Annotated in this window: 26 protein-coding genes; 2 read left to right on the plus strand and 24 right to left on the minus strand. The window is 38.0% G+C overall.

Annotated elements, in window-relative coordinates; genetic code table 11:
• Positions 1-21: 21 nt before the first annotated feature.
• From atpA to ACXKY9_RS26535, 14 genes are all read right to left on the minus strand, one after another.
• On the minus strand, positions 22-1,530 hold the full coding sequence (gene atpA / locus ACXKY9_RS26470) for a F0F1 ATP synthase subunit alpha (protein WP_000027518.1): 1,509 nt from the start codon (positions 1,528-1,530) through the stop codon (positions 22-24).
• A gap of 11 nt (positions 1,531-1,541) precedes the next feature.
• Positions 1,542-2,084 (minus strand): F0F1 ATP synthase subunit delta, encoded by a 543-nt coding sequence (gene atpH / locus ACXKY9_RS26475; protein WP_000064683.1) that lies wholly within the window; start codon positions 2,082-2,084, stop codon positions 1,542-1,544.
• Entirely contained in the window at positions 2,081-2,587 is a 507-nt protein-coding gene (gene atpF / locus ACXKY9_RS26480; RefSeq protein WP_001142618.1) for a F0F1 ATP synthase subunit B, read from the minus strand. The genes atpH and atpF overlap by 4 nt, the downstream gene beginning before the upstream one ends.
• A 129-nt stretch (positions 2,588-2,716) precedes the next feature.
• Complete coding sequence (gene atpE / locus ACXKY9_RS26485; RefSeq protein WP_000052064.1) at positions 2,717-2,935, minus strand: F0F1 ATP synthase subunit C; 219 nt, start codon at positions 2,933-2,935, stop codon at positions 2,717-2,719.
• A gap of 56 nt (positions 2,936-2,991) precedes the next feature.
• Positions 2,992-3,711, minus strand: coding sequence for a F0F1 ATP synthase subunit A (atpB, locus tag ACXKY9_RS26490; RefSeq protein ID WP_000399871.1), 720 nt, complete (start codon positions 3,709-3,711; stop codon positions 2,992-2,994).
• 7 nt (positions 3,712-3,718) lie between these two features.
• The gene (locus ACXKY9_RS26495) at positions 3,719-4,111 is read right to left on the minus strand and encodes an ATP synthase subunit I (RefSeq protein ID WP_000567600.1); all 393 of its coding nucleotides are present in this window, start codon (positions 4,109-4,111) and stop codon (positions 3,719-3,721) included.
• A complete protein-coding gene (locus ACXKY9_RS26500; RefSeq protein ID WP_001171223.1) occupies positions 4,111-4,335 on the minus strand; it encodes an AtpZ/AtpI family protein in 225 nt (74 codons plus the stop codon). Before ACXKY9_RS26500 ends, ACXKY9_RS26495 begins: the two co-directional genes overlap by 1 nt.
• A gap of 26 nt (positions 4,336-4,361) precedes the next feature.
• Positions 4,362-4,475, minus strand: coding sequence for a DUF4024 domain-containing protein (locus ACXKY9_RS26505; protein WP_000232962.1), 114 nt, complete (start codon positions 4,473-4,475; stop codon positions 4,362-4,364).
• 379 nt (positions 4,476-4,854) lie between these two features.
• On the minus strand, positions 4,855-5,484 hold the full coding sequence (upp, locus tag ACXKY9_RS26510; RefSeq protein ID WP_000517539.1) for a uracil phosphoribosyltransferase: 630 nt from the start codon (positions 5,482-5,484) through the stop codon (positions 4,855-4,857).
• A 272-nt stretch (positions 5,485-5,756) separates the two neighbouring features.
• On the minus strand, positions 5,757-6,998 hold the full coding sequence (glyA, locus tag ACXKY9_RS26515; RefSeq protein WP_000349807.1) for a serine hydroxymethyltransferase: 1,242 nt from the start codon (positions 6,996-6,998) through the stop codon (positions 5,757-5,759).
• A 253-nt stretch (positions 6,999-7,251) separates the two neighbouring features.
• Positions 7,252-7,824, minus strand: a complete 573-nt coding sequence (locus tag ACXKY9_RS26520) for a TIGR01440 family protein (protein WP_000136381.1) — start codon at positions 7,822-7,824, stop codon at positions 7,252-7,254.
• A gap of 66 nt (positions 7,825-7,890) precedes the next feature.
• Positions 7,891-8,334: a ribose 5-phosphate isomerase B gene (gene rpiB / locus ACXKY9_RS26525; protein ID WP_000869547.1), complete on the minus strand. Its 444-nt coding sequence runs from the start codon at positions 8,332-8,334 to the stop codon at positions 7,891-7,893.
• 97 nt (positions 8,335-8,431) lie between these two features.
• A complete protein-coding gene (locus ACXKY9_RS26530) occupies positions 8,432-8,872 on the minus strand; it encodes a low molecular weight protein arginine phosphatase (RefSeq protein WP_000832369.1) in 441 nt (146 codons plus the stop codon).
• 242 nt (positions 8,873-9,114) lie between these two features.
• Entirely contained in the window at positions 9,115-9,612 is a 498-nt protein-coding gene (locus tag ACXKY9_RS26535) for a PTS sugar transporter subunit IIA (RefSeq protein WP_000473665.1), read from the minus strand.
• 387 nt (positions 9,613-9,999) lie between these two features.
• Between ACXKY9_RS26535 and ACXKY9_RS26540 the strand changes: the two genes are divergently transcribed.
• Both ACXKY9_RS26540 and ACXKY9_RS26545 read left to right on the plus strand, forming a co-directional pair.
• Entirely contained in the window at positions 10,000-10,386 is a 387-nt protein-coding gene (locus tag ACXKY9_RS26540) for a DoxX family protein (protein WP_000968616.1), read from the plus strand.
• A 159-nt stretch (positions 10,387-10,545) separates the two neighbouring features.
• The gene (locus ACXKY9_RS26545; protein WP_000949054.1) at positions 10,546-11,157 is read left to right on the plus strand and encodes a flavin reductase family protein; all 612 of its coding nucleotides are present in this window, start codon (positions 10,546-10,548) and stop codon (positions 11,155-11,157) included.
• Between the two features lie 421 nt (positions 11,158-11,578).
• Here the strand turns inward: ACXKY9_RS26545 and ACXKY9_RS26550 are convergent, their stop codons facing one another.
• The 10 genes from ACXKY9_RS26550 to ACXKY9_RS26595 all read right to left on the minus strand — a co-directional run bounded on the left by ACXKY9_RS26550 (position 11,579) and on the right by ACXKY9_RS26595 (position 18,473).
• Positions 11,579-11,857: a DUF3935 domain-containing protein gene (locus ACXKY9_RS26550; RefSeq protein ID WP_000197472.1), complete on the minus strand. Its 279-nt coding sequence runs from the start codon at positions 11,855-11,857 to the stop codon at positions 11,579-11,581.
• 79 nt (positions 11,858-11,936) lie between these two features.
• Entirely contained in the window at positions 11,937-12,068 is a 132-nt protein-coding gene (locus tag ACXKY9_RS26555) for a hypothetical protein (RefSeq protein ID WP_001037636.1), read from the minus strand.
• A gap of 19 nt (positions 12,069-12,087) precedes the next feature.
• Positions 12,088-12,636: a manganese efflux pump MntP gene (locus ACXKY9_RS26560; RefSeq protein ID WP_000142463.1), complete on the minus strand. Its 549-nt coding sequence runs from the start codon at positions 12,634-12,636 to the stop codon at positions 12,088-12,090.
• 77 nt (positions 12,637-12,713) lie between these two features.
• Positions 12,714-13,754 (minus strand): L-threonylcarbamoyladenylate synthase, encoded by a 1,041-nt coding sequence (locus tag ACXKY9_RS26565; protein ID WP_000557351.1) that lies wholly within the window; start codon positions 13,752-13,754, stop codon positions 12,714-12,716.
• A 108-nt stretch (positions 13,755-13,862) separates the two neighbouring features.
• Entirely contained in the window at positions 13,863-14,321 is a 459-nt protein-coding gene (locus tag ACXKY9_RS26570; protein WP_000758446.1) for a GNAT family N-acetyltransferase, read from the minus strand.
• A 49-nt stretch (positions 14,322-14,370) separates the two neighbouring features.
• Positions 14,371-15,234, minus strand: a complete 864-nt coding sequence (gene spoIIR / locus ACXKY9_RS26575) for a stage II sporulation protein R (protein ID WP_002133761.1) — start codon at positions 15,232-15,234, stop codon at positions 14,371-14,373.
• A gap of 112 nt (positions 15,235-15,346) precedes the next feature.
• The gene (prmC, locus tag ACXKY9_RS26580; RefSeq protein WP_001267055.1) at positions 15,347-16,198 is read right to left on the minus strand and encodes a peptide chain release factor N(5)-glutamine methyltransferase; all 852 of its coding nucleotides are present in this window, start codon (positions 16,196-16,198) and stop codon (positions 15,347-15,349) included.
• Entirely contained in the window at positions 16,198-17,265 is a 1,068-nt protein-coding gene (gene prfA / locus ACXKY9_RS26585) for a peptide chain release factor 1 (protein WP_000887064.1), read from the minus strand. The genes prmC and prfA overlap by 1 nt, the downstream gene beginning before the upstream one ends.
• Positions 17,266-17,531: 266 nt before the next feature.
• Positions 17,532-18,119: a thymidine kinase gene (locus ACXKY9_RS26590; RefSeq protein ID WP_000280860.1), complete on the minus strand. Its 588-nt coding sequence runs from the start codon at positions 18,117-18,119 to the stop codon at positions 17,532-17,534.
• A gap of 108 nt (positions 18,120-18,227) precedes the next feature.
• Positions 18,228-18,473: a type B 50S ribosomal protein L31 gene (locus tag ACXKY9_RS26595; protein ID WP_000643433.1), complete on the minus strand. Its 246-nt coding sequence runs from the start codon at positions 18,471-18,473 to the stop codon at positions 18,228-18,230.
• Positions 18,474-18,807 lie beyond the last annotated feature (334 nt).

The raw sequence follows: 18,807 nt of genomic DNA on the forward strand, positions 1-18,807 counted from the left end.
AACGAGCCGCTTCCGCTTTTATTATTCAGAAGCTACAAATACTTTTTTAAATCCATTGATTGCTGCTGCAAATTTGTCGTCATCCGCAAGTTTCTTAGTTGTGCGGATTTCTTCTAATAAGTCAGTCGCATTAGAATCTAACCAAGCATGGAATTCTTCTTCAAAACGAGTGATATCTACTACTGGGATATCATCTAGGAATCCACGTGTTAAAGCGTAAAGAATGATAACTTGTTTCTCTACACGTAATGGTTTGTGTAATCCTTGTTTTAATACCTCAACAGTACGAGCACCACGGTTTAATTTCGCTTGAGTTGCTTTATCAAGGTCAGAACCGAACTGAGCGAACGCTTCTAACTCACGGTAAGATGCAAGGTCAAGACGAAGTGTACCTGATACTTTACTCATTGCTTTAATCTGAGCAGATCCACCTACACGAGATACAGAAGTACCCGCATCGATCGCTGGACGTACGCCAGAGAAGAATAGGTCAGATTGTAAGAAGATTTGTCCATCCGTAATAGAAATTACGTTTGTTGGGATGTATGCTGATACGTCCCCTGCTTGTGTTTCGATGAAAGGTAGTGCAGTTAAAGAACCGCCGCCTTTTGCATCACTTAATTTTGCTGCACGCTCTAATAAGCGAGAATGTAAGTAGAATACATCCCCTGGGTAAGCTTCACGACCTGGAGGACGACGTAATAGTAATGACAGCTCACGGTAAGCCGCTGCTTGTTTTGATAAGTCATCATATACTACTAATACGTGTTTACCATTGTACATGAACTCTTCACCCATTGTTACACCAGCGTAAGGAGCTAGGTATAATAATGGAGCTGGTTGAGAAGCAGATGCAGTTACAACGATTGTGTACTCTAATGCACCGTGCTTACGTAGTGTTTCTACTACGTTACGTACAGTTGATTCTTTTTGTCCAATTGCTACATAGATACAAATCATATCTTCATCTTTTTGGTTAATGATTGTATCAAGTGCAACCGCTGTTTTACCAGTTTGACGGTCACCGATGATTAACTCACGTTGACCACGGCCAATTGGTACAAGAGCATCGATCGCTTTAATACCTGTTTGAAGTGGCTCATGAACAGATTTACGATCCATTACACCTGGTGCTGGACTTTCGATTGGACGAGTGTTTGTTGTATTGATTGGGCCTAAACCATCAACTGGTTGACCTAATGGGTTTACAACACGACCAATTAGTTCTTTTCCTACCGGTACTTGCATGATGCGACCAGTACGACGAACTTCGTCACCTTCACGAATTTCTGTGTAAGGTCCTAAAATGATAATACCTACGTTGTTTTCCTCTAAGTTTTGTGCTAGTCCCATAACGCCGTTAGAGAACTCTACAAGTTCACCAGCCATTACGTTATCAAGACCATGAGCACGCGCGATACCGTCACCAACTTGGATAACTGTACCAACATCACTAACTTCGATTTCAGACTGATAGTTCTCGATTTGTTGCTTTATCAGTGCGCTAATTTCTTCAGCTCTGATGCTCATGTGCTTCACCCCTATCTATTCTTCATTAATTCACGCTGAATACGTGCTAATTTTCCTTGTAAACTTCCGTCATAAATGCGATTTCCAATACGTACTTTAATTCCGCCTAGTAAATCTTCATCTACAACATTTTTCACGCGAATTGCATCTTTTCCCGTTCTCTTTGCAAATGCTTCAGCAATGTTAAGCTTCTCTTCTTCTGATAGAAGACGAGTAGAATATACAGTTGCATCCGCTACGTTACGTTCTTCATTAGCAAGAACAACATATTCATCTGCAATTTCAGGTAAGATATCAATGCGTTTGTTATCAATTAAAATATATAACGTATTTAAAATAGATTCAGAAACAGATCCGAATACGTTTGCAAGAAACGTTTTCTTTTGTTCCTTTGAAATGTTCGGTTGCGTTAAAAAGCTATGTAGTTCTCCGTTCTTTACATAAACGTTTTGTACAAGGCGTAATTCCTCTTCAAACATTTCTAATACGTGTTTTTCTTTAGCAATTTTAAAAAGAGCGACAGCATAACGTTTTGCTACAATCCCATTGCTCATCGCGCTTCTCCTACTTCTTTAATATAATCGCGAATTAACTTCACTTGATCTTCTTCTTTTAATTCTTTTTCAATTACTTTAGAAGCAATTTGAACAGATAAAGAAGCAACTTGTTCTTGTAAAGCAGCAATTGCTTGCTCTTTTTCGCGTTGAATTTCTTGTACAGCAGATGCTTTAATTGATTCTGCTTCTTCTTTCGCAGCAGCAACAATAACATCTTTTTGATCTACAGCTTGCTTTTTCGCTCTTTCGATTAACTCTTGTGCTTCAACACGTGATTGTTTTAACATTTCACGTTGTTCTTCTACTAACTTCTTCGCCTCAGCATTACTTCTTTCTGCAGCGTCGATTTCATTAGTAACATGCTCTTCACGTTCTTTCATAATTCCCATTAAAGGACCCCACGCAAATTTGCGTAGCATTACTAATAGAAGTAAGAAAATGAACAATGTATAAGCAATCGTTCCAAATGGAATGGCAGCACCTAATAATAAAGTTGGCACAAGGATTCACTCCCTTCAAAATATCTAAATTGATCATATGAAAAAAAAAGACATACGTTTCATTCATAAAGCAATGGCGAAGAAAGTTCGGAAAAACACTCTTCGCCATCTATGTAAGGGGAGTCTCCCTTATTTGTTCATTACGATGAATGCAATAACTACACCGATGATTGGAAGTGCCTCAACTAAAGCAACCCCGATGAACATAATTGTTTGAAGTGCGCCTTTTAATTCTGGTTGACGAGCAACACCTTCGATTGTACGTGATACGATAAGACCGTTACCAATACCTGCACCTAATGCTGATAAACCAATTGCAATTGCAGCTGCGATTACACCTAAACTCATTTAATTTGTCCTCCTTTGTATTATAAAAAAATAAATTTTTTCTTACTTAAATTATATTAATGGTCATGGCTTACTTTATGAGCCATATAAACCATCGTTAACATAACGAAAATAAATGCCTGGATTGAACCAACGAATACACTGAATCCCATCCATGCTAACATTGGTACAAGCGCACCTAATGCCCCAAGGACTGATGCTCCGCCCAACTTAGCAAGTAATCCTAATAAGATCTCACCTGCATAAATGTTACCAAATAAACGAAGACCTAACGTTAATGTGTTAGCAAACTCCTCAATAACCTTTAATGGGAATAAGAATTTCATAGGTTGGAAATAACCTTTTACGTACTCTTTCGTACCCTTCATCTTAATTCCATAATAATGGGTGAGGGTAACTACCATCACGGCTAATGTTAATGTAACTGCTGGATCAGACGTTGGTGATCTCCACCATGCAATATGTTCGCCAGCTTCAGTTGCTGAATACATGAATGGTAAACCAAGGAAGTTCGATACGATGATAAACATGATAAGCGTAACGCCAAGCGTTAAGAAACGTCCACCTGTTTTCCAGTCCATCGTACTATTGATAATCCCTTTCACGAAGTCAAACACCCATTCCATGAAGTTTTGCATCCCGGTTGGGCGAAGAGCTAAGCTGCGAGTTCCGATAACAGCGATTAAGAAAACAATAACTGCTGCTACAGTAACCATCATAACTGATGACAAATCGAACGTTAAACCTAGAAATTCAACTAATTTACCGTGTTCCACTAGTAATTCACCTCTCTTCCCTGCTCTTATACTCTAAATAAAGAAAATCTATGATCATGACAAGGTATCCTGTCAGCAATCCTACACCTAGGCCCCACATCGCGATTAACTCTTGATATTTGGCTGCAAATAAAATTAATAACCCAATCGTGGCGAATCTTGAATATGTACTTACCGCTGTTGCCTTGAACTTCACGTTTTCTCCATTTGTTACGCGATCTAGCAGCTTGTCTGTTCTACGTGCAATGATGCGCAAACTAAGAAAACTGAAAATCGTCCCGATAATCAGTCCAAGAAATACATCCTTGTAAGAGGTAAATCCCCATCCTAGCACTAGAAGCGCAAGCAAGTAGTACATATATTTCTTTTGTCTTTGGACAAGTCCATGTACGTCTATCATCATTGCTCTCCCGAATAGTAATGTCGAATGAGTCGAATCATTGCGTATACCCCTGTTCCTAGTCCGAGTAATAACCCTATAATAAGAAACAACGGAAACGTTCCAACCTTATTATCAATCCACTGCCCACCAAAGATTCCAACAAGAATAGAACCGACTAATTGAGCAAGAATACCTGACATTAAAGCATAAGCTTTTATATGGCTGCGATCGTTTTTTTGCAAAGATTCATCCCTCCAATATGTAACCCTCATTCACGATGTGTTAATAATAACTCATTTTTTTGCATAAATCCTATACAAAACAAAAAGTTTACATTTTCGTCACGGAATAGATGTAATTTTGTCACTGAAAGCCCTACCATCTATCCCCGTTGTTAGCATACAATAGGGTATTAACAGTGTCAACGAGAAATCGTAAAAAATCTAAAAATTTGAGTATTAGGCATTTCCTCCCAAAAATGAAAACGTTCCCCTTCTAAATACTGGTTACATATATGCAATTTCTAACAGTTTTCTCTTTATAATAGAAGGAAATGTTCACAAGTTTGTCACTATTATATTTTCGAGATATAACGCTTTTCTTCCATAATATAGTGTTCCTCAGACGTAAGACTTCTATATTATATGTGAGGTGTATGCAACTTATGTTGTATATACGATGTATATTTATCCTCTCCCCCTCCCCTACTTGCTTACAACAAAAAAGACGAGCTGGGAAATCTCCCCTGCTCGTCAGTTGTCTTACTTCGTTCCGAATAAACGGTCACCAGCATCACCAAGACCTGGTACTACATATCCGTGGTCATTTAATTTCTCATCTAATGCTGCTACATAAATATCAACATCAGGATGTTCTTCTTGTACTACTTTTACCCCTTCTGGAGCTGCAACGATACACATTAATTTAATTTGTTTCGCACCGCGCTTTTTCAGAGAGTTAATTGCTTCAGCCGCAGAACCACCTGTTGCTAGCATCGGATCTAGTACGATAAAGTCACGCTCTTCTACATCCGTTGGAAGTTTCACATAGTATTCTACCGGTTGCAATGTTTTAGGGTCACGGTATAAACCAACGTGTCCTACTTTTGCTGCTGGAATTAATTTCAGAATTCCATCAACCATTCCTAAACCTGCACGTAAAATCGGAATTAAACCAAGTTTTTTACCAGCGATCACTTTTGTTGTCGCTTTGCTTACAGGTGTTTCAATTTCAATGTCCTTAAGTGGAAGGTCGCGAGTAATTTCGAAAGCCATTAAACTTGCTACTTCGTCCACTAATTCACGAAAATCTTTCGTACCTGTATTCTTATCGCGAATATATGTAATCTTATGTTGAATTAACGGGTGATCAAATACATACAGTTTTCCCATGTGAATCTCTCCTTTAGATGATATTCATGCGTTTGCACGCTTTTTTACACTATTTACGATTGTAAAGAAAACGCTACTAATATTCAAGGGCAAATTTGGCAAAATCATGATTTTACGATGAATCTATCTAGTATCTTTACCAATTATGGGAGCTGTATCCTTCATTATATCGCCAAAATTTATTCATCATTTGTATACATACTTTAAAAATAATATATGTCCACAAAAAAGACCGCCAAAACAATTAAGTCTCGGCAGTCTTCTTCAATCTATTATAGATTTGGATACATTGTGAATTTGCTAGTTAACGCTTCTACACGCTTACGTACTTCTTCTAATGCAGCTTCATTTTCATGATTTTTTAATGTATAAGCAATAAGTGACGCAATTTCATCCATTTCTTCTAAACCGAAACCACGAGATGTTACAGCTGCTGTACCGATACGTACACCACTTGTTACAAATGGGCTTGCTGTTTCAAATGGAATTGTATTTTTGTTCACTGTAATACCAACTTCATCTAATACGTGCTCTGCTACTTTACCTGTGATTTCTAAGTTACGAACATCAATCAAGATTAAGTGATTGTCTGTTCCGCCAGAAACAAGTGTAAGTCCTTCTTTTTGAAGACCTTCAGCTAAGCGGTTCGCATTGTTAATGATATTTTGTGCATATGTTTTGAAATCATCTTGAAGTGCTTCACCAAATGCAACAGCTTTTGCAGCGATTACGTGCATAAGTGGACCACCTTGAATACCAGGGAAGATTGATTTATCAATTTGTTTTGCAAATTGCTCTTCACATAAAATCATACCACCACGCGGACCACGTAACGTTTTATGTGTTGTCGTTGTAACGAAATGTGCATGTGGTACTGGATTTGGGTGTAAACCAGCAGCTACTAAACCAGCGATATGTGCCATATCAACCATTAAATAAGCGCCCACTTCATCTGCAATCTCACGGAATCGCTTGAAATCGATAACACGAGGGTATGCACTTGCACCTGCAACGATTAATTTTGGTTTATGTTCTTTCGCTTTTGCTAATACATCATCGTAATTAATACGGTGAGAGTCAGCATCCACGCCATATTCTACGAAATTATATTGTACTCCACTGAAGTTAACAGGGCTTCCGTGTGTTAAGTGACCACCATGAGATAAGTTCATACCAAGTACTGTATCGCCTTGCTCTAAAATCGTAAAGTATACTGCCATGTTCGCTTGTGCACCAGAGTGTGGTTGAACATTTACGTGCTCTGCGCCGAAAATTTCTTTCACGCGATCACGTGCGATATCTTCTACTACGTCTACGTGTTCACAGCCACCATAGTAACGTTTTCCAGGATATCCTTCAGCATACTTATTCGTTAAAACAGAACCTTGTGCCTCCATTACTGCTTCACTTACGAAGTTTTCCGAAGCAATTAACTCAATCTTTGAACGCTGTCTTCCTAGTTCTGCCTCAATTGCAGCAAATACCTTTTCATCTTGACGTTTTAAATGATCCACCAAAATCCCCCTTTTCTGAACGAATTACATCGATTCCCAACAGTTTTTTCTTATTTATTCAGAAAAAACGAAAATTCAGGTTGTAATTCTTTCGAACCTTCATGTTTTCAACTACATTCTAACATGACTTTCTATATCATAAAAGAAAAAAAAGACCGAAAATCGGTCTTTTCTTTCTTCTATTATAAAGTCAGACAACATACCTTTTATCTTATGATAAACAGTTACTATATGACTTCCTAATTTCTCATATTTAACGGCAAGTGGTAGTCTCTTCCACTGCCGCATAGACAGCACGCGCTCCACCAATTAGTTTTCCACGTGTTTTGGCCATCGTTACATGCGCACTTCCAATTGCCTTCACACTTGTACGAACCGGAACAGCTACATGCTTTAAATGCATACCGATAAATGTATCACCAATATCCATTCCTGCATCAGCTTTAATAAACTCAACTACTACCGGATCTTTCAAATTGTGATACGCGTATGTCCCCAATGCACCACCTGCTGATCTAACAGGCGTAACTGTTACAATTTCAAATTGATATTTTATCGCTACTTCTCTCTCAACTACTAAAGCACGGTTTAAATGCTCACAACATTGAAACGCTAATTCAATACCTGTTCGCTCTTGAAATTGTTTTAACTCAGAGAAAATCGCCTCTGCTACTTCCATCGTTCCTGATGTTCCAATTCTTTCGCCTAGCACTTCGCTCGTGCTACAACCCACTACAAAAATTTGACCGCTTTGTAATGAAGCTTGTTCTTGGAAATCAGAAAGCGACATTTGTAGCTGTTCTCTTACCTTTACGATTTCTGTCATTACGCCTCTTCCTTTCACAGGTTGGTTCACCAAATTATATTTCACACTACTGATAGTTAGAATCTATTACTTTGTTTCGTATGTTTTAATTTTTCCTACGCGGTTTTCGTGACGACCACCTTCATAGTCAGTTGTTAACCAGATTTTCGCGATATCACGCGCTAGACCAGCACCAATTACACGCTCGCCCATCGCTAGCATGTTAGTGTCATTATGCTCTCTCGTTGCTTTCGCGCTGAAAGTATCATGAACTAACGCACAACGGATACCATTTACTTTGTTTGCTGCGATTGACATACCAATGCCTGTCCCACAAACTAAAATACCACGATCTACTTCACCATTCGCTACCATTTCAGCTGCTGGAAACGCAAAGTCAGGGTAATCAACAGAACCAGCTTCACATTCACAACCTAAATCAACATATTCAATATTTAACTCTTCTAATAAACTTACAAGTTCTTTGCGGATATTCATACCGCCGTGATCAGATGCTATTACTACTTTCATTTTTACCCCTCCAAAGTTTCAATCAATTATCTTCATTTCACACTCGCTACCTCATATAGGAAGAAGTGATCTCCAATATCGTATTATACACGAAACATCAACCTACTGAATGTTTTTTCAGTAAAGTTTGTACAAGTTTTTCCATCTCATCTAACGTTTCTTTATAAATAGAAAGCGAGCCTCCAAATGGATCTGAAATGTCCTTGCCTATACCTTCAGTTAATCCATATAACGTATTTAATTTCTTTTCAACGCTCGGATAATGCCCAAGTACAATTTGTTTATGGTTTTCTGTCATCGTTACAACAATATCAGCCCAATCAAGCAAAGTTTCATTTACTTGCTGCGCCGCATGATCAATTAAAATTCCTTTTTCAGCTAAAGCTTCCTTCGCATGTACCGATGCATCGCTCCCAGGATAGGCGAAAACACCAGCAGATTGCACTTCAAACTTATCTCCTCCGTGATGACGAAGCAACGCCTCAGCCATTGGACTACGACATGTATTGCCAGTACAAACAAATAACACTCGTTTCATTCAAACCCACCCCTATATTCGATTTCTTACCATTCATCATAACTTACATTAGAATAGAACAAAAGAAATGTGAATATACAAAAGGCGCATTTCTCTTATATTTTTTCTAAGAAAAATGAGCCTTATCCACATATATGTGAAACCCTATTTCCAAGTGCCTAGAGTATTTTAACATACATGCTGAACATGCAACAAAAATAAGGAATCCATTTCATACGAAACGGATTCCTCTTATATTGCAATTATTTCATTGTAACTTTCATTACTTCTGTTGAACCTTTTGTAGCTGCTACGCCTACAGTTGTCTTAATAGACTCAGCTGCATCTGTGTTTGTAATAACAATTGGAGTAATTGTGCTTTTCGCTTTTTCACGGATTAATTCTAAGTCGAATGAGATTAATTTATCTCCAGCTTTTACAGCTTGGCCTTCAGAAACGTGAGCTTCGAAACCTTCGCCTTCCATTTTTACAGTTTCTAATCCAACGTGGATTAAAATTTCTGTACCGTTTTTCGCTTTAATTCCGATAGCATGTTTTGTGTGGAATAATTGTACGATTTCACCATCAACTGGAGATACAACTACACCTTCAGTAGGATCGATTGCAACACCGTCACCCATCATACGACCAGCAAATACTGGATCTGGTACTTCTTCAATATTTTTCACTGCTCCAGTTAATGGAGCTACGATTGTTTCTTCATTTGTTTTTGAACCAAGACCGAATAATTTTTTAAACATAGGATAGTCCTCCTTATAATTTACCTAAAAGTTTATAGGGCAATCCCTAGTAAAGCTCGGGATACATGTAAGACTTCATACTTCGAATATTATACTGTAAAAACGCTTTCGAAATAAATTACGTCATTACTAATAGACTCTTATTGTAGCGCTTCACAAAATTCCAGTCAATTCTGATTGTCTGAATAACAATTAGAAGTTAACTTCTATTTATATTTTCTCTTTTTTTGCCCAACTTGTCTAGAGGTCTTTACTACATTTTATTTTTTGTTGTTAATTTGTAAAATTTAATTCAAACTTTTTTCGAAATTCACTTGACTAAAGTAAGTAACTATTTTATTATTACTTACGTAAGGTAAGTTAATAACTTTTAGGAGGTTTTTAAAAATGATGGATTTCGGTCTACTTATTATTCGTCTTATTATAGGAATTACATTCATGGGTCATGGCGCTCAAAAATTATTTGGTTGGTTCGGCGGTTACGGTTTAAAAGGAACAGGTGGCTGGATGGAGTCAATCGGTTTACGTCCTGGTGTATTTATGGCATTTATGGCTGGCGCAACTGAATTACTAGGTGGTTTCTTATTTGCATCAGGTATTTTCATTGTAGTTGGTTCATTATTTATCGTTGGAACAATGTTAATGGCTATCTTCACTGTTCACGGAAAAAATGGTTACTGGGTAACACAAAACGGATATGAATATAACTTAATGTTAATCGCTGTCGCTGTTGGTGTAGCTTTAATCGGACCTGGCGCATACGTTTTACTTTAATTTTTATCTCAAATTTGAGATTCTTGAAAAAAGAACTTACTTCATTACAATTGAAGTAAGTTCTTTTTATGAAACAAAATATTATTTCCAGCAGGATTTTCTCATCGTTATCTTGTAAACAAACAATAAGTATTCATATTTAGAAAGGGGATTACAAGCATGTTATCCATTAATCCAAATGAACAAACTGAAAAAGATAATTACAAATTACTTACTGGAAGTATCATCCCTCGTCCTGTCGCATTCGTTACTTCTGTAACAAAAGAAGGCGTACTAAACGGAGCACCATATAGTTATTTCAATATTGTCGCTGCTAATCCACCACTTATCTCAGTATCTGTACAACGAAAAGCCGGAGAAAGAAAGGACACTTCCCGAAACGCAATTGAAAAAGGAGAATTTGTCGTACATATTTCTGACGAATCATATGTAGCAGCAATTAACGAAACAGCAGCTAACCTCCCGCCAAATGAAAGTGAAATTGAACTAGCAAAATTAACACCAATCGAAAGTGAAGTCATCTCTGTTCCAGGTGTAAAAGAAGCAAATATTCGAATGGAATGCGTATTAGAACGTGCAATTCCACTTGGCGGAACGGAAGACTCACCAGCTTGTGATCTACTAATTGGACGCGTCGTTCGTTTCCACGTTGCCGAACATCTATATGAAAAAGGGCGCATTCACGCCGAAGGACTCAAACCAATAAGCCGCCTAGCAGGACACAACTATGCAAAATTAGGAGAACAATTTGAATTGGTTAGGCCAATCTAAAAGCGGAAGCGGCTCGCTCAGAATCGCAGGGCACTTCAAGCTCTCGACCTTGAAGCGCTTTTTGCTTCATGCGAGAGAGCGAAATGACCGGAGATTCTAGCCGCTGAAGCTGGATAATATTTAAAAGTGGAAGTGGCCCGTTTAGCTCTGACCAGCTAAGGTTCTCTCGCACAAAAGGTGCTTTTTACCTTTCGTGCGGGAGGTTCTTAGATGCGAAGAGCTGGCCACTGGAACTGGATAATATCTAAAAGCGGAAGCGGCTCGTTCAGAATCGCAGGACACTTCAAGCTCTCGACCTTGAAGCGCTTTTTGCTTCATGCGAAGAGCTTGCCGCTGGAGCTGGATATATTTAAAAGCAAGGCGGCTAGATTCCTCCCATCACTCAAATATAAAATCCCCTGCTTTTTAGCAGGGGATTTTCTCATTGTAATTCTTCCTTCTTTTCCTCTAAAGTAGGCATTTTCTCTTTTTTCGGCTTCCCTAGCTTAATTACGAAGAAGTATAGGGAAAGCAATGTAATAAGAAAAACAATTAAAAACGGGTACGGAGAGTAAAAGGCACGCGCCGCCTCAGTCTTTCCCGCAACAAATTTCAATGACTCAATATCTAAAAACTCAGCAAACATTTGTACACCGAGCATACTAAACCAAAAAACAAAAAAACTAATAATAATACCAAAAACTTGCTTCAATCTCGTCATTCATCTCATCCTTTCTATATCTGTAATTTTTAGCGCAATAAATATAGTACAAACAAAATATTCACAGAAAGGAACTATCTCACCATTCACGAATTAACTTAATCCAACCTAACATCGAAATTTGCAAAATAATACCCCAAATTATAAGTCTTCTTAGCCATCGAGGATAGAAGGTCAAAAATTTAACATACCATTCCAATAGCTTGTTCATAATTCCCTCCTACATAAAATTATATAGGAAAAAGGATATATAATCCAAACCCAACCAAAATGATACCACCTACTATCTCACCATATGTACCGAGCATATCTTTCGCATGTCTCCCAATTAATAAACCCATCCACGCTAATAACATGCTAACAAATCCAAAAAGTAAAATCGTAATAATTGTTTGTGCCCCATAAATACCAAGACTAAGTCCTACTGAGAAACTATCTATACTGACGCCAAATGCAAATACGAATAAACTAATTCCAATAGGGGCTGTTCTAGTCTCTTCATTTTGTAAAATGCTCGAATATACGATATAAAACCCTAGTCCGATTAATAAAATAGCACCCGCAAAATGTGCGATATCTCCATACTTCTCTGATAAAAAACGACCTAGTACCATTCCTATAAACGGCATAATAATATGAAATATCCCTATCGTCATACCAATATACAGGATTTGTCTTAACTTTAGGGGTATCATCCCCATACCAAGACTCACCGAGAACGCATCCATCCCTAAGGCGAATGCCATAATTATTAAAGGTATTAGCTGTTCAAACGTCATTCATGCCCCTCCTTGGACGTGCTACTTCACAATATGCTTATCCAAGGAGAAATATTCTGTTTGCTAATCTTACCTTATCATTCAATAATAATATGATGTCCTGCCGCTTTTGTTAAACGATTCATAATTGCATTCCCTATTCCTTCATTAGGGAATGACTCACTAAAAATAACATCCACTTCACTTGCATCAAATGTTCTAAGTACATCATATAATTTAGTCGCAACACTAGCTAAGTCACTTCTAACACCACAAGATAATATAACATCTGCACTATATACATGCTGATACTCTTCTGTCGTTAATACGCCTACTTTAAATCCTTCTTCCTTTTTCTCATCCACAAGATGCTGAATAAACTCACGTGAGCCCTCAACAATACTAAGTGGTGCTTTCGGGGCATAATGTGTGTATTTCATTCCAGGCGATTTCGGTTTTTCCTTCTCATCCTTTAAAGCTGGATCTAAAGAAACAGTACCTATCACCGCTTCTAATTGTTCTTTCGTAATCCCACCTGGACGTAATATTGTTGGAACCGCGCTTGTACAATCAATTACAGTTGATTCAACGCCTACTCCAGTTGCACCACCATCAACAATACCTGCAATCTTCCCATTCAAATCTTCATATACGTGAGAAGCTAATGTTGGACTTGGACGCCCTGAACGATTCGCACTTGGTGCCGCAACAGGTACATTCGCCTCTTCAATAAGAGCAAGTGCAATTGGATGATCAGGCATTCTTACTCCAACCGTATTAAGTCCTGCCGTCACCTTCTCTGAAATCCCTTCTTTTCTCGGCAAAATAATTGTTAATGGTCCTGGCCAAAAATGCGCCATTAACTTCTCTGCAACTGGTGGAATTTCTTTCACAATCCCATCTAACTGAGATTTTGTACCTATATGGACAATGAGTGGATTATCACTCGGTCTTCCTTTCGCTTCGAAAATTTTCGCGATTGCTTCATCATCCATCGCATTTGCACCTAACCCATATACTGTTTCCGTAGGGAAAGCAACCGCCTCATTTTCTCTTAATAATTTTGCTGCTTCTTGTAACTGTGGATAATATTTTTTTCTTTCCACAACATTATCCACAACCCACATGTTTGTATGCATTTTTTTCCACGTCCTTTTCTACCCTTAAATACTTGTATATTTTTAGTTTACTATGAGATTTATCCAAAAGACAAACAAGGTTTATCCACAAAATGTGGATAAACCTAATTAATCCGTGGATAACTTTGTGAATAGCTGACAATTTAGTATTATTGCATTCTGCTCTTTTATATTTTTACAAAAATGTTCTAGTTGTTGAATTCCCTCTGGAACCTCATCCTTTTCTATAGTAAAAAAGTCAAAAAACTGAAAGATCGGTACAGATTGTGGATGATTTGTTAGTAAGTACAATTGTTGAACACTTTTTTCTTTCATATACTGCAAAAACATTTCAAAAAAATATAAGAAAGTCTGTTTATCCACATGAGGTGTGAATAAACAAGAACGAATAAGCACATCTTCCCCACTTCGTTCATAACCAATTACAGCTCGTATTTCTTCCGCCTCTTCCAAAATCATAAATTGTGCGTACAACTCATTTATTTTATCATCTTTTTTATTAGCTTGTCCGAAAAAAGAATGTAATCTTTCCACATCTGCTTTCGTAGCAAAATACACTTTCTTCATAATAAATCCCTCCTCATTTTTATATATGAAGAGGGATTTATTAATAGTACTATTTAGAGAATAAAGATGTAAAAGCTTCTACAATAAACAATTTAACTTCTGGCTTTTCTTCTTCCTCTTCTACTTTTACATACTCATTTTGCTTTTCTTGTTTTTTCTCCACAGGTTTCTCCACTTTTCCCACAGTTTTTATTTCTTCTTTACTTACAGGCTGCTCTTCGACTTTTGTTTCATTTTTTACTACTTTCTTTTCAGAAGCTGTTACTTTTTTTACTACTTCCTGCTTTACAGCTTTCGTTTCTTTTACCTTATCTACTTTCTTCTCTTCTTTATCTATTACTTCCTCATCTAGTTGTTTCACCTGCTCCTCTTCAGGAGATTCCGCCTTCACAACGTGCTCTTCTTTTCTTACAGCTGTCCCGCTCGAAAAATCTAAGAAACACATTGGTGGAAATAATACACACCACCAGTTCGCCCCTTCACCTTCTCCAATTGTGATTAATACTGCTTCATATTCTCCTGCTGGATAAATAAAATTCCCGTATACCTTTGTAGGAAACTTTACATTCTTACTAAATTTCACTTGAAATGAATCTTTACTTCCTTCTCTTTTTAACGTATTTTCCACCGTTTTCTCGATTTCTGGAATATGACTTTGAATTACTTTGCGTGCCTCTTCAAATGAAGTTAAATCCGCTACCCACCCATCAATTTGTGCTTTTACTTCATCACGCACTTTACGCTTTAATGCCTGGTCTTTATCTGAATCACTATTTGCTAAAATTCGTAATCGAACGGCCTCTTTCGGAATAACTGAAGGCCCTTTCGCATCAGCTTTCATATATCCAAACTGCACAAGTAACTGTGCACCAATTAATAGTATAAGAAGATAAGCAATAACTTGTTTTTTCATTTCCTCCACCGTCCCTTCTACAAACAGTGTGGACAGACTTTCATCTTTCTAAACTATTAAATTCAAAATCTATATGAATTTTTCCACAAAAAAATAGAGTAAGGTGTGAACCTTACTCCATCTCTGCAAATACCATACGATCTTTTCCGTTAATATCGAAAACAACCTCAACATGAGCATGTGGAAAAGCTTGTTGTAACAATCTTTTTACATCCTCACCTTGTCCTACTCCAATTTCAAACGCCACAATCGCTTTCTTCTGCAACACATTCGGCAATTCTTCCATAAAACGGCGATAGAAATCTAATCCGTCTTCACCACCAACAAGTGCTCTCTTCGGCTCATGCTCTTTCACAACAGGAGAAAGACCACGCCAATCCTCTTCCGGTATATATGGAGGATTTGAAACAACAACATCTAGCTTTTGACCCGTTTTATGAAATGGTGACAATAAATCACCGTGATAGAACGTTACTTCTGCACCTAAAGCTTTTGCATTTTCTTTTGCAACTTCAATCGACTCTTGTGCAATATCTACTGTATACACATGAAGATTTTCATTTTCTAAAGCAAGCGTAATAGAAATCGCTCCACTACCTGTACCTATATCTGCTACATGTAGTTTCTCATCACCAAAATGGCGCTCGATTCTTTCTAATACTCCCACTATAAGCTCTTCTGTTTCCGGTCTTGGTATTAATACTTCTTCATTCACAAAGAAAGACCGTCCATAAAACATTTCATAACCAATCATATATTGAATAGGAATACCTTCTACATGCTTGTGGATAAACTCCGTAAAGCTTTTCTCTTGATCCTCAGTTATTTCTTCACGCATATTCATAAGTAATCCTGTTCTGTTCACCTTTAATACATGACAAAGGACAATTTCTCCCGCATTTTCATCTCGTCCATTTTCCTGTAAAAAAGAAGAAGCCCATTTCAGGGCTTCATAGACACGCATTACTCAGCTGCCTCCATCTTTTGAGCCTGATCTTCCATCACTAAGGCATTGATGAAATCATCTAACTTACCTTGTAAGATTTGATCTAGCTTTTGAATCGTTAAACCGATTCGATGGTCTGTAACACGGTTTTGCGGGAAGTTATACGTACGAATACGCTCTGAACGATCTCCCGTACCAACAGCTTGTTTACGGTTTTGATCATACTCAGCTTGCGCTTCTTGTCTAAACTTATCATAAACACGTGCGCGTAATACTTTCATCGCTTTTTCTTTATTCTTGATCTGTGATTTCTCATCCTGACAAGATACAACTACACCAGTCGGTAAATGCGTTAAACGCACCGCTGACATCGTTGTATTAACGCTCTGTCCACCAGGTCCACTAGAAGCGAATGTATCAACACGAACATCTTTCTCATGAATATCAATTTCTACTTCTTCTGCCTCTGGTAATACAGCTACTGTTGCTGTAGATGTATGAATACGTCCACCAGATTCCGTTTCAGGAACACGTTGTACACGGTGAGCACCATTCTCGAATTTCAGCTTCGCGAAAGCACCTTTACCATTAATCATAAAGATAATCTCTTTATATCCACCTAACTCTGTATAGCTAGCCTCAATAATCTCCGTTTTCCAGCCCTGTACCTCAGCGTAACGGCTATACATACGGTATAAGTCACCAGCAAATAAAGCTGCCTCATCTCCACCAGCAGCTCCACGAACCTCAACGATAACGTTCTTATCATCATTAGGGTCTTTTGGAACAAGTAAAATTTTCAGACGCTCTGATAATGTTTTATCTTGTGATTCTAACTCAGAAACTTCTTCTTTTACCATTTCACGCATTTCTGCGTCTAACTTATCTTCTAACATTGCTTTCGCATCTTTTAATTGCTCACGAACATCCTTATACTCACGATACACCTCTACCGTTTCCTGTATATCAGACTGTTCCTTTGAATATTCACGAAGCTTATTTGAATCACTAATAATCGCTGGATCACTTAACAATTCATTTAACTTCTCATAACGATTTTCTACAGCTTGCAAACGATCTAACACATCATTCACCTCTACATCCTAGTATCTAATACAAATAGTATATGGTACTTACTCAAAAAAACGCAAATTATATTTAAAAGTGGCGGTGGCTCTTTCAGCTCTGACCAGCTAAGGTTCTTTCGACCTAAAGGTGCTTTTTACCTTTTGGGCGGAAGGTTCTTAGATGCGAAGAGCTAGCCACCAGAACTAGATATATTTAAAAGCGTAAGCGGCTCACACCGCTCATTCTCTCTATTTTGAAAAAAACCCGCCTTGCGCAGCGAGTTTTACTTATCTTTGTTTGCAGGTACTGCATGACAATGACGACAACGCGGTTCATACGTTTCTGAAGCTCCAACTAAAATAATTGGATCATCAAATGCCGCTGGTTCTCCATCAATTAATCGTTGTGTACGACTTGCTGGAGATCCACATACAGAACATACTGCTTGTAGTTTTGTCACATGTTCAGCAATCGCCATCAGCTGAGGAACTTGTCCAAATGGTAGACCACGGAAATCTTGGTCTAAACCAGCTACAATGACACGATAGCCACGATTTGCCAATACTTGCACCACTTCCACAATGTCCCCATCAAAAAATTGCACCTCATCGATTGCAATAACATCCAGCTCTTCTGTAATATGTTCAAATATATCCTTTGAAGCTGAAACAGGAACTGCTTTTACCTTTAATCCGTTATGTGATACTACATCTTCTTCACTATATCGATTATCAATACATGGTTTAAATACAATTGCATGTTGTTTTGCAAATTGCGTACGGCGCACACGGCGGATTAGCTCTTCTGACTTGCCAGAAAACATACTACCGCAAATCACTTCAATCCAGCCATTTTGATTTATTAAGTACATGAAGCTCTCCTTTCATCTACTTTTCAGTTAAAAGTAGGGTAAAGGTATAATATTTTCGCAAAAAAAACAGACAAGCGAATACATACACTTGCCTGTTTTATGTTTTTATTACTTAAGACCGTATTTCTTATTGAAGCGGTCAACGCGTCCGTCTGCAGTAGCAAACTTCTGACGTCCAGTGTAGAATGGGTGAGAATCAGAACTGATCTCAACTTTTAGTAATGGATAAGTGTTACCATCTTCCCACTCAACAGTTTCGTTAGATCCTTTAGTAGATCCGCTTAAGAATTTGAAGCCTGTGTTTGTGTCCATGAATACAACTTTCTTGTAATCTGGGTGAATTCCTGCTTTCATTCTTTTCATCTCCTTCCGCCCTGAATCATTTTCGAAACAGAGTTTTTCATCTTCAGCTGCATACACAACTATATTGATGAAACACATATGATGAAATTATAACAAGGCTAACTTCATTTTGCAACTACCTGTTTTTGTCTTTTTAATTTTAAAAGCGCAAGCGGCTCGTTCAGAATGGGAGGGGGATGGAGCTTCTGACGTAGAGGCGCTTTTTGCCTCGTAGGAAGACGCGAAGCCACCAACCATTCTAGCCGCTGGAGCTGGATATTAAATTTAAAGTGGAGGTGGCTCGCTCAGCTCTGACCAGCTAAGGTTCTTTCGACCTAAAGGTGCT

The organism is Bacillus sp. 2175 (assembly GCF_057812155.1).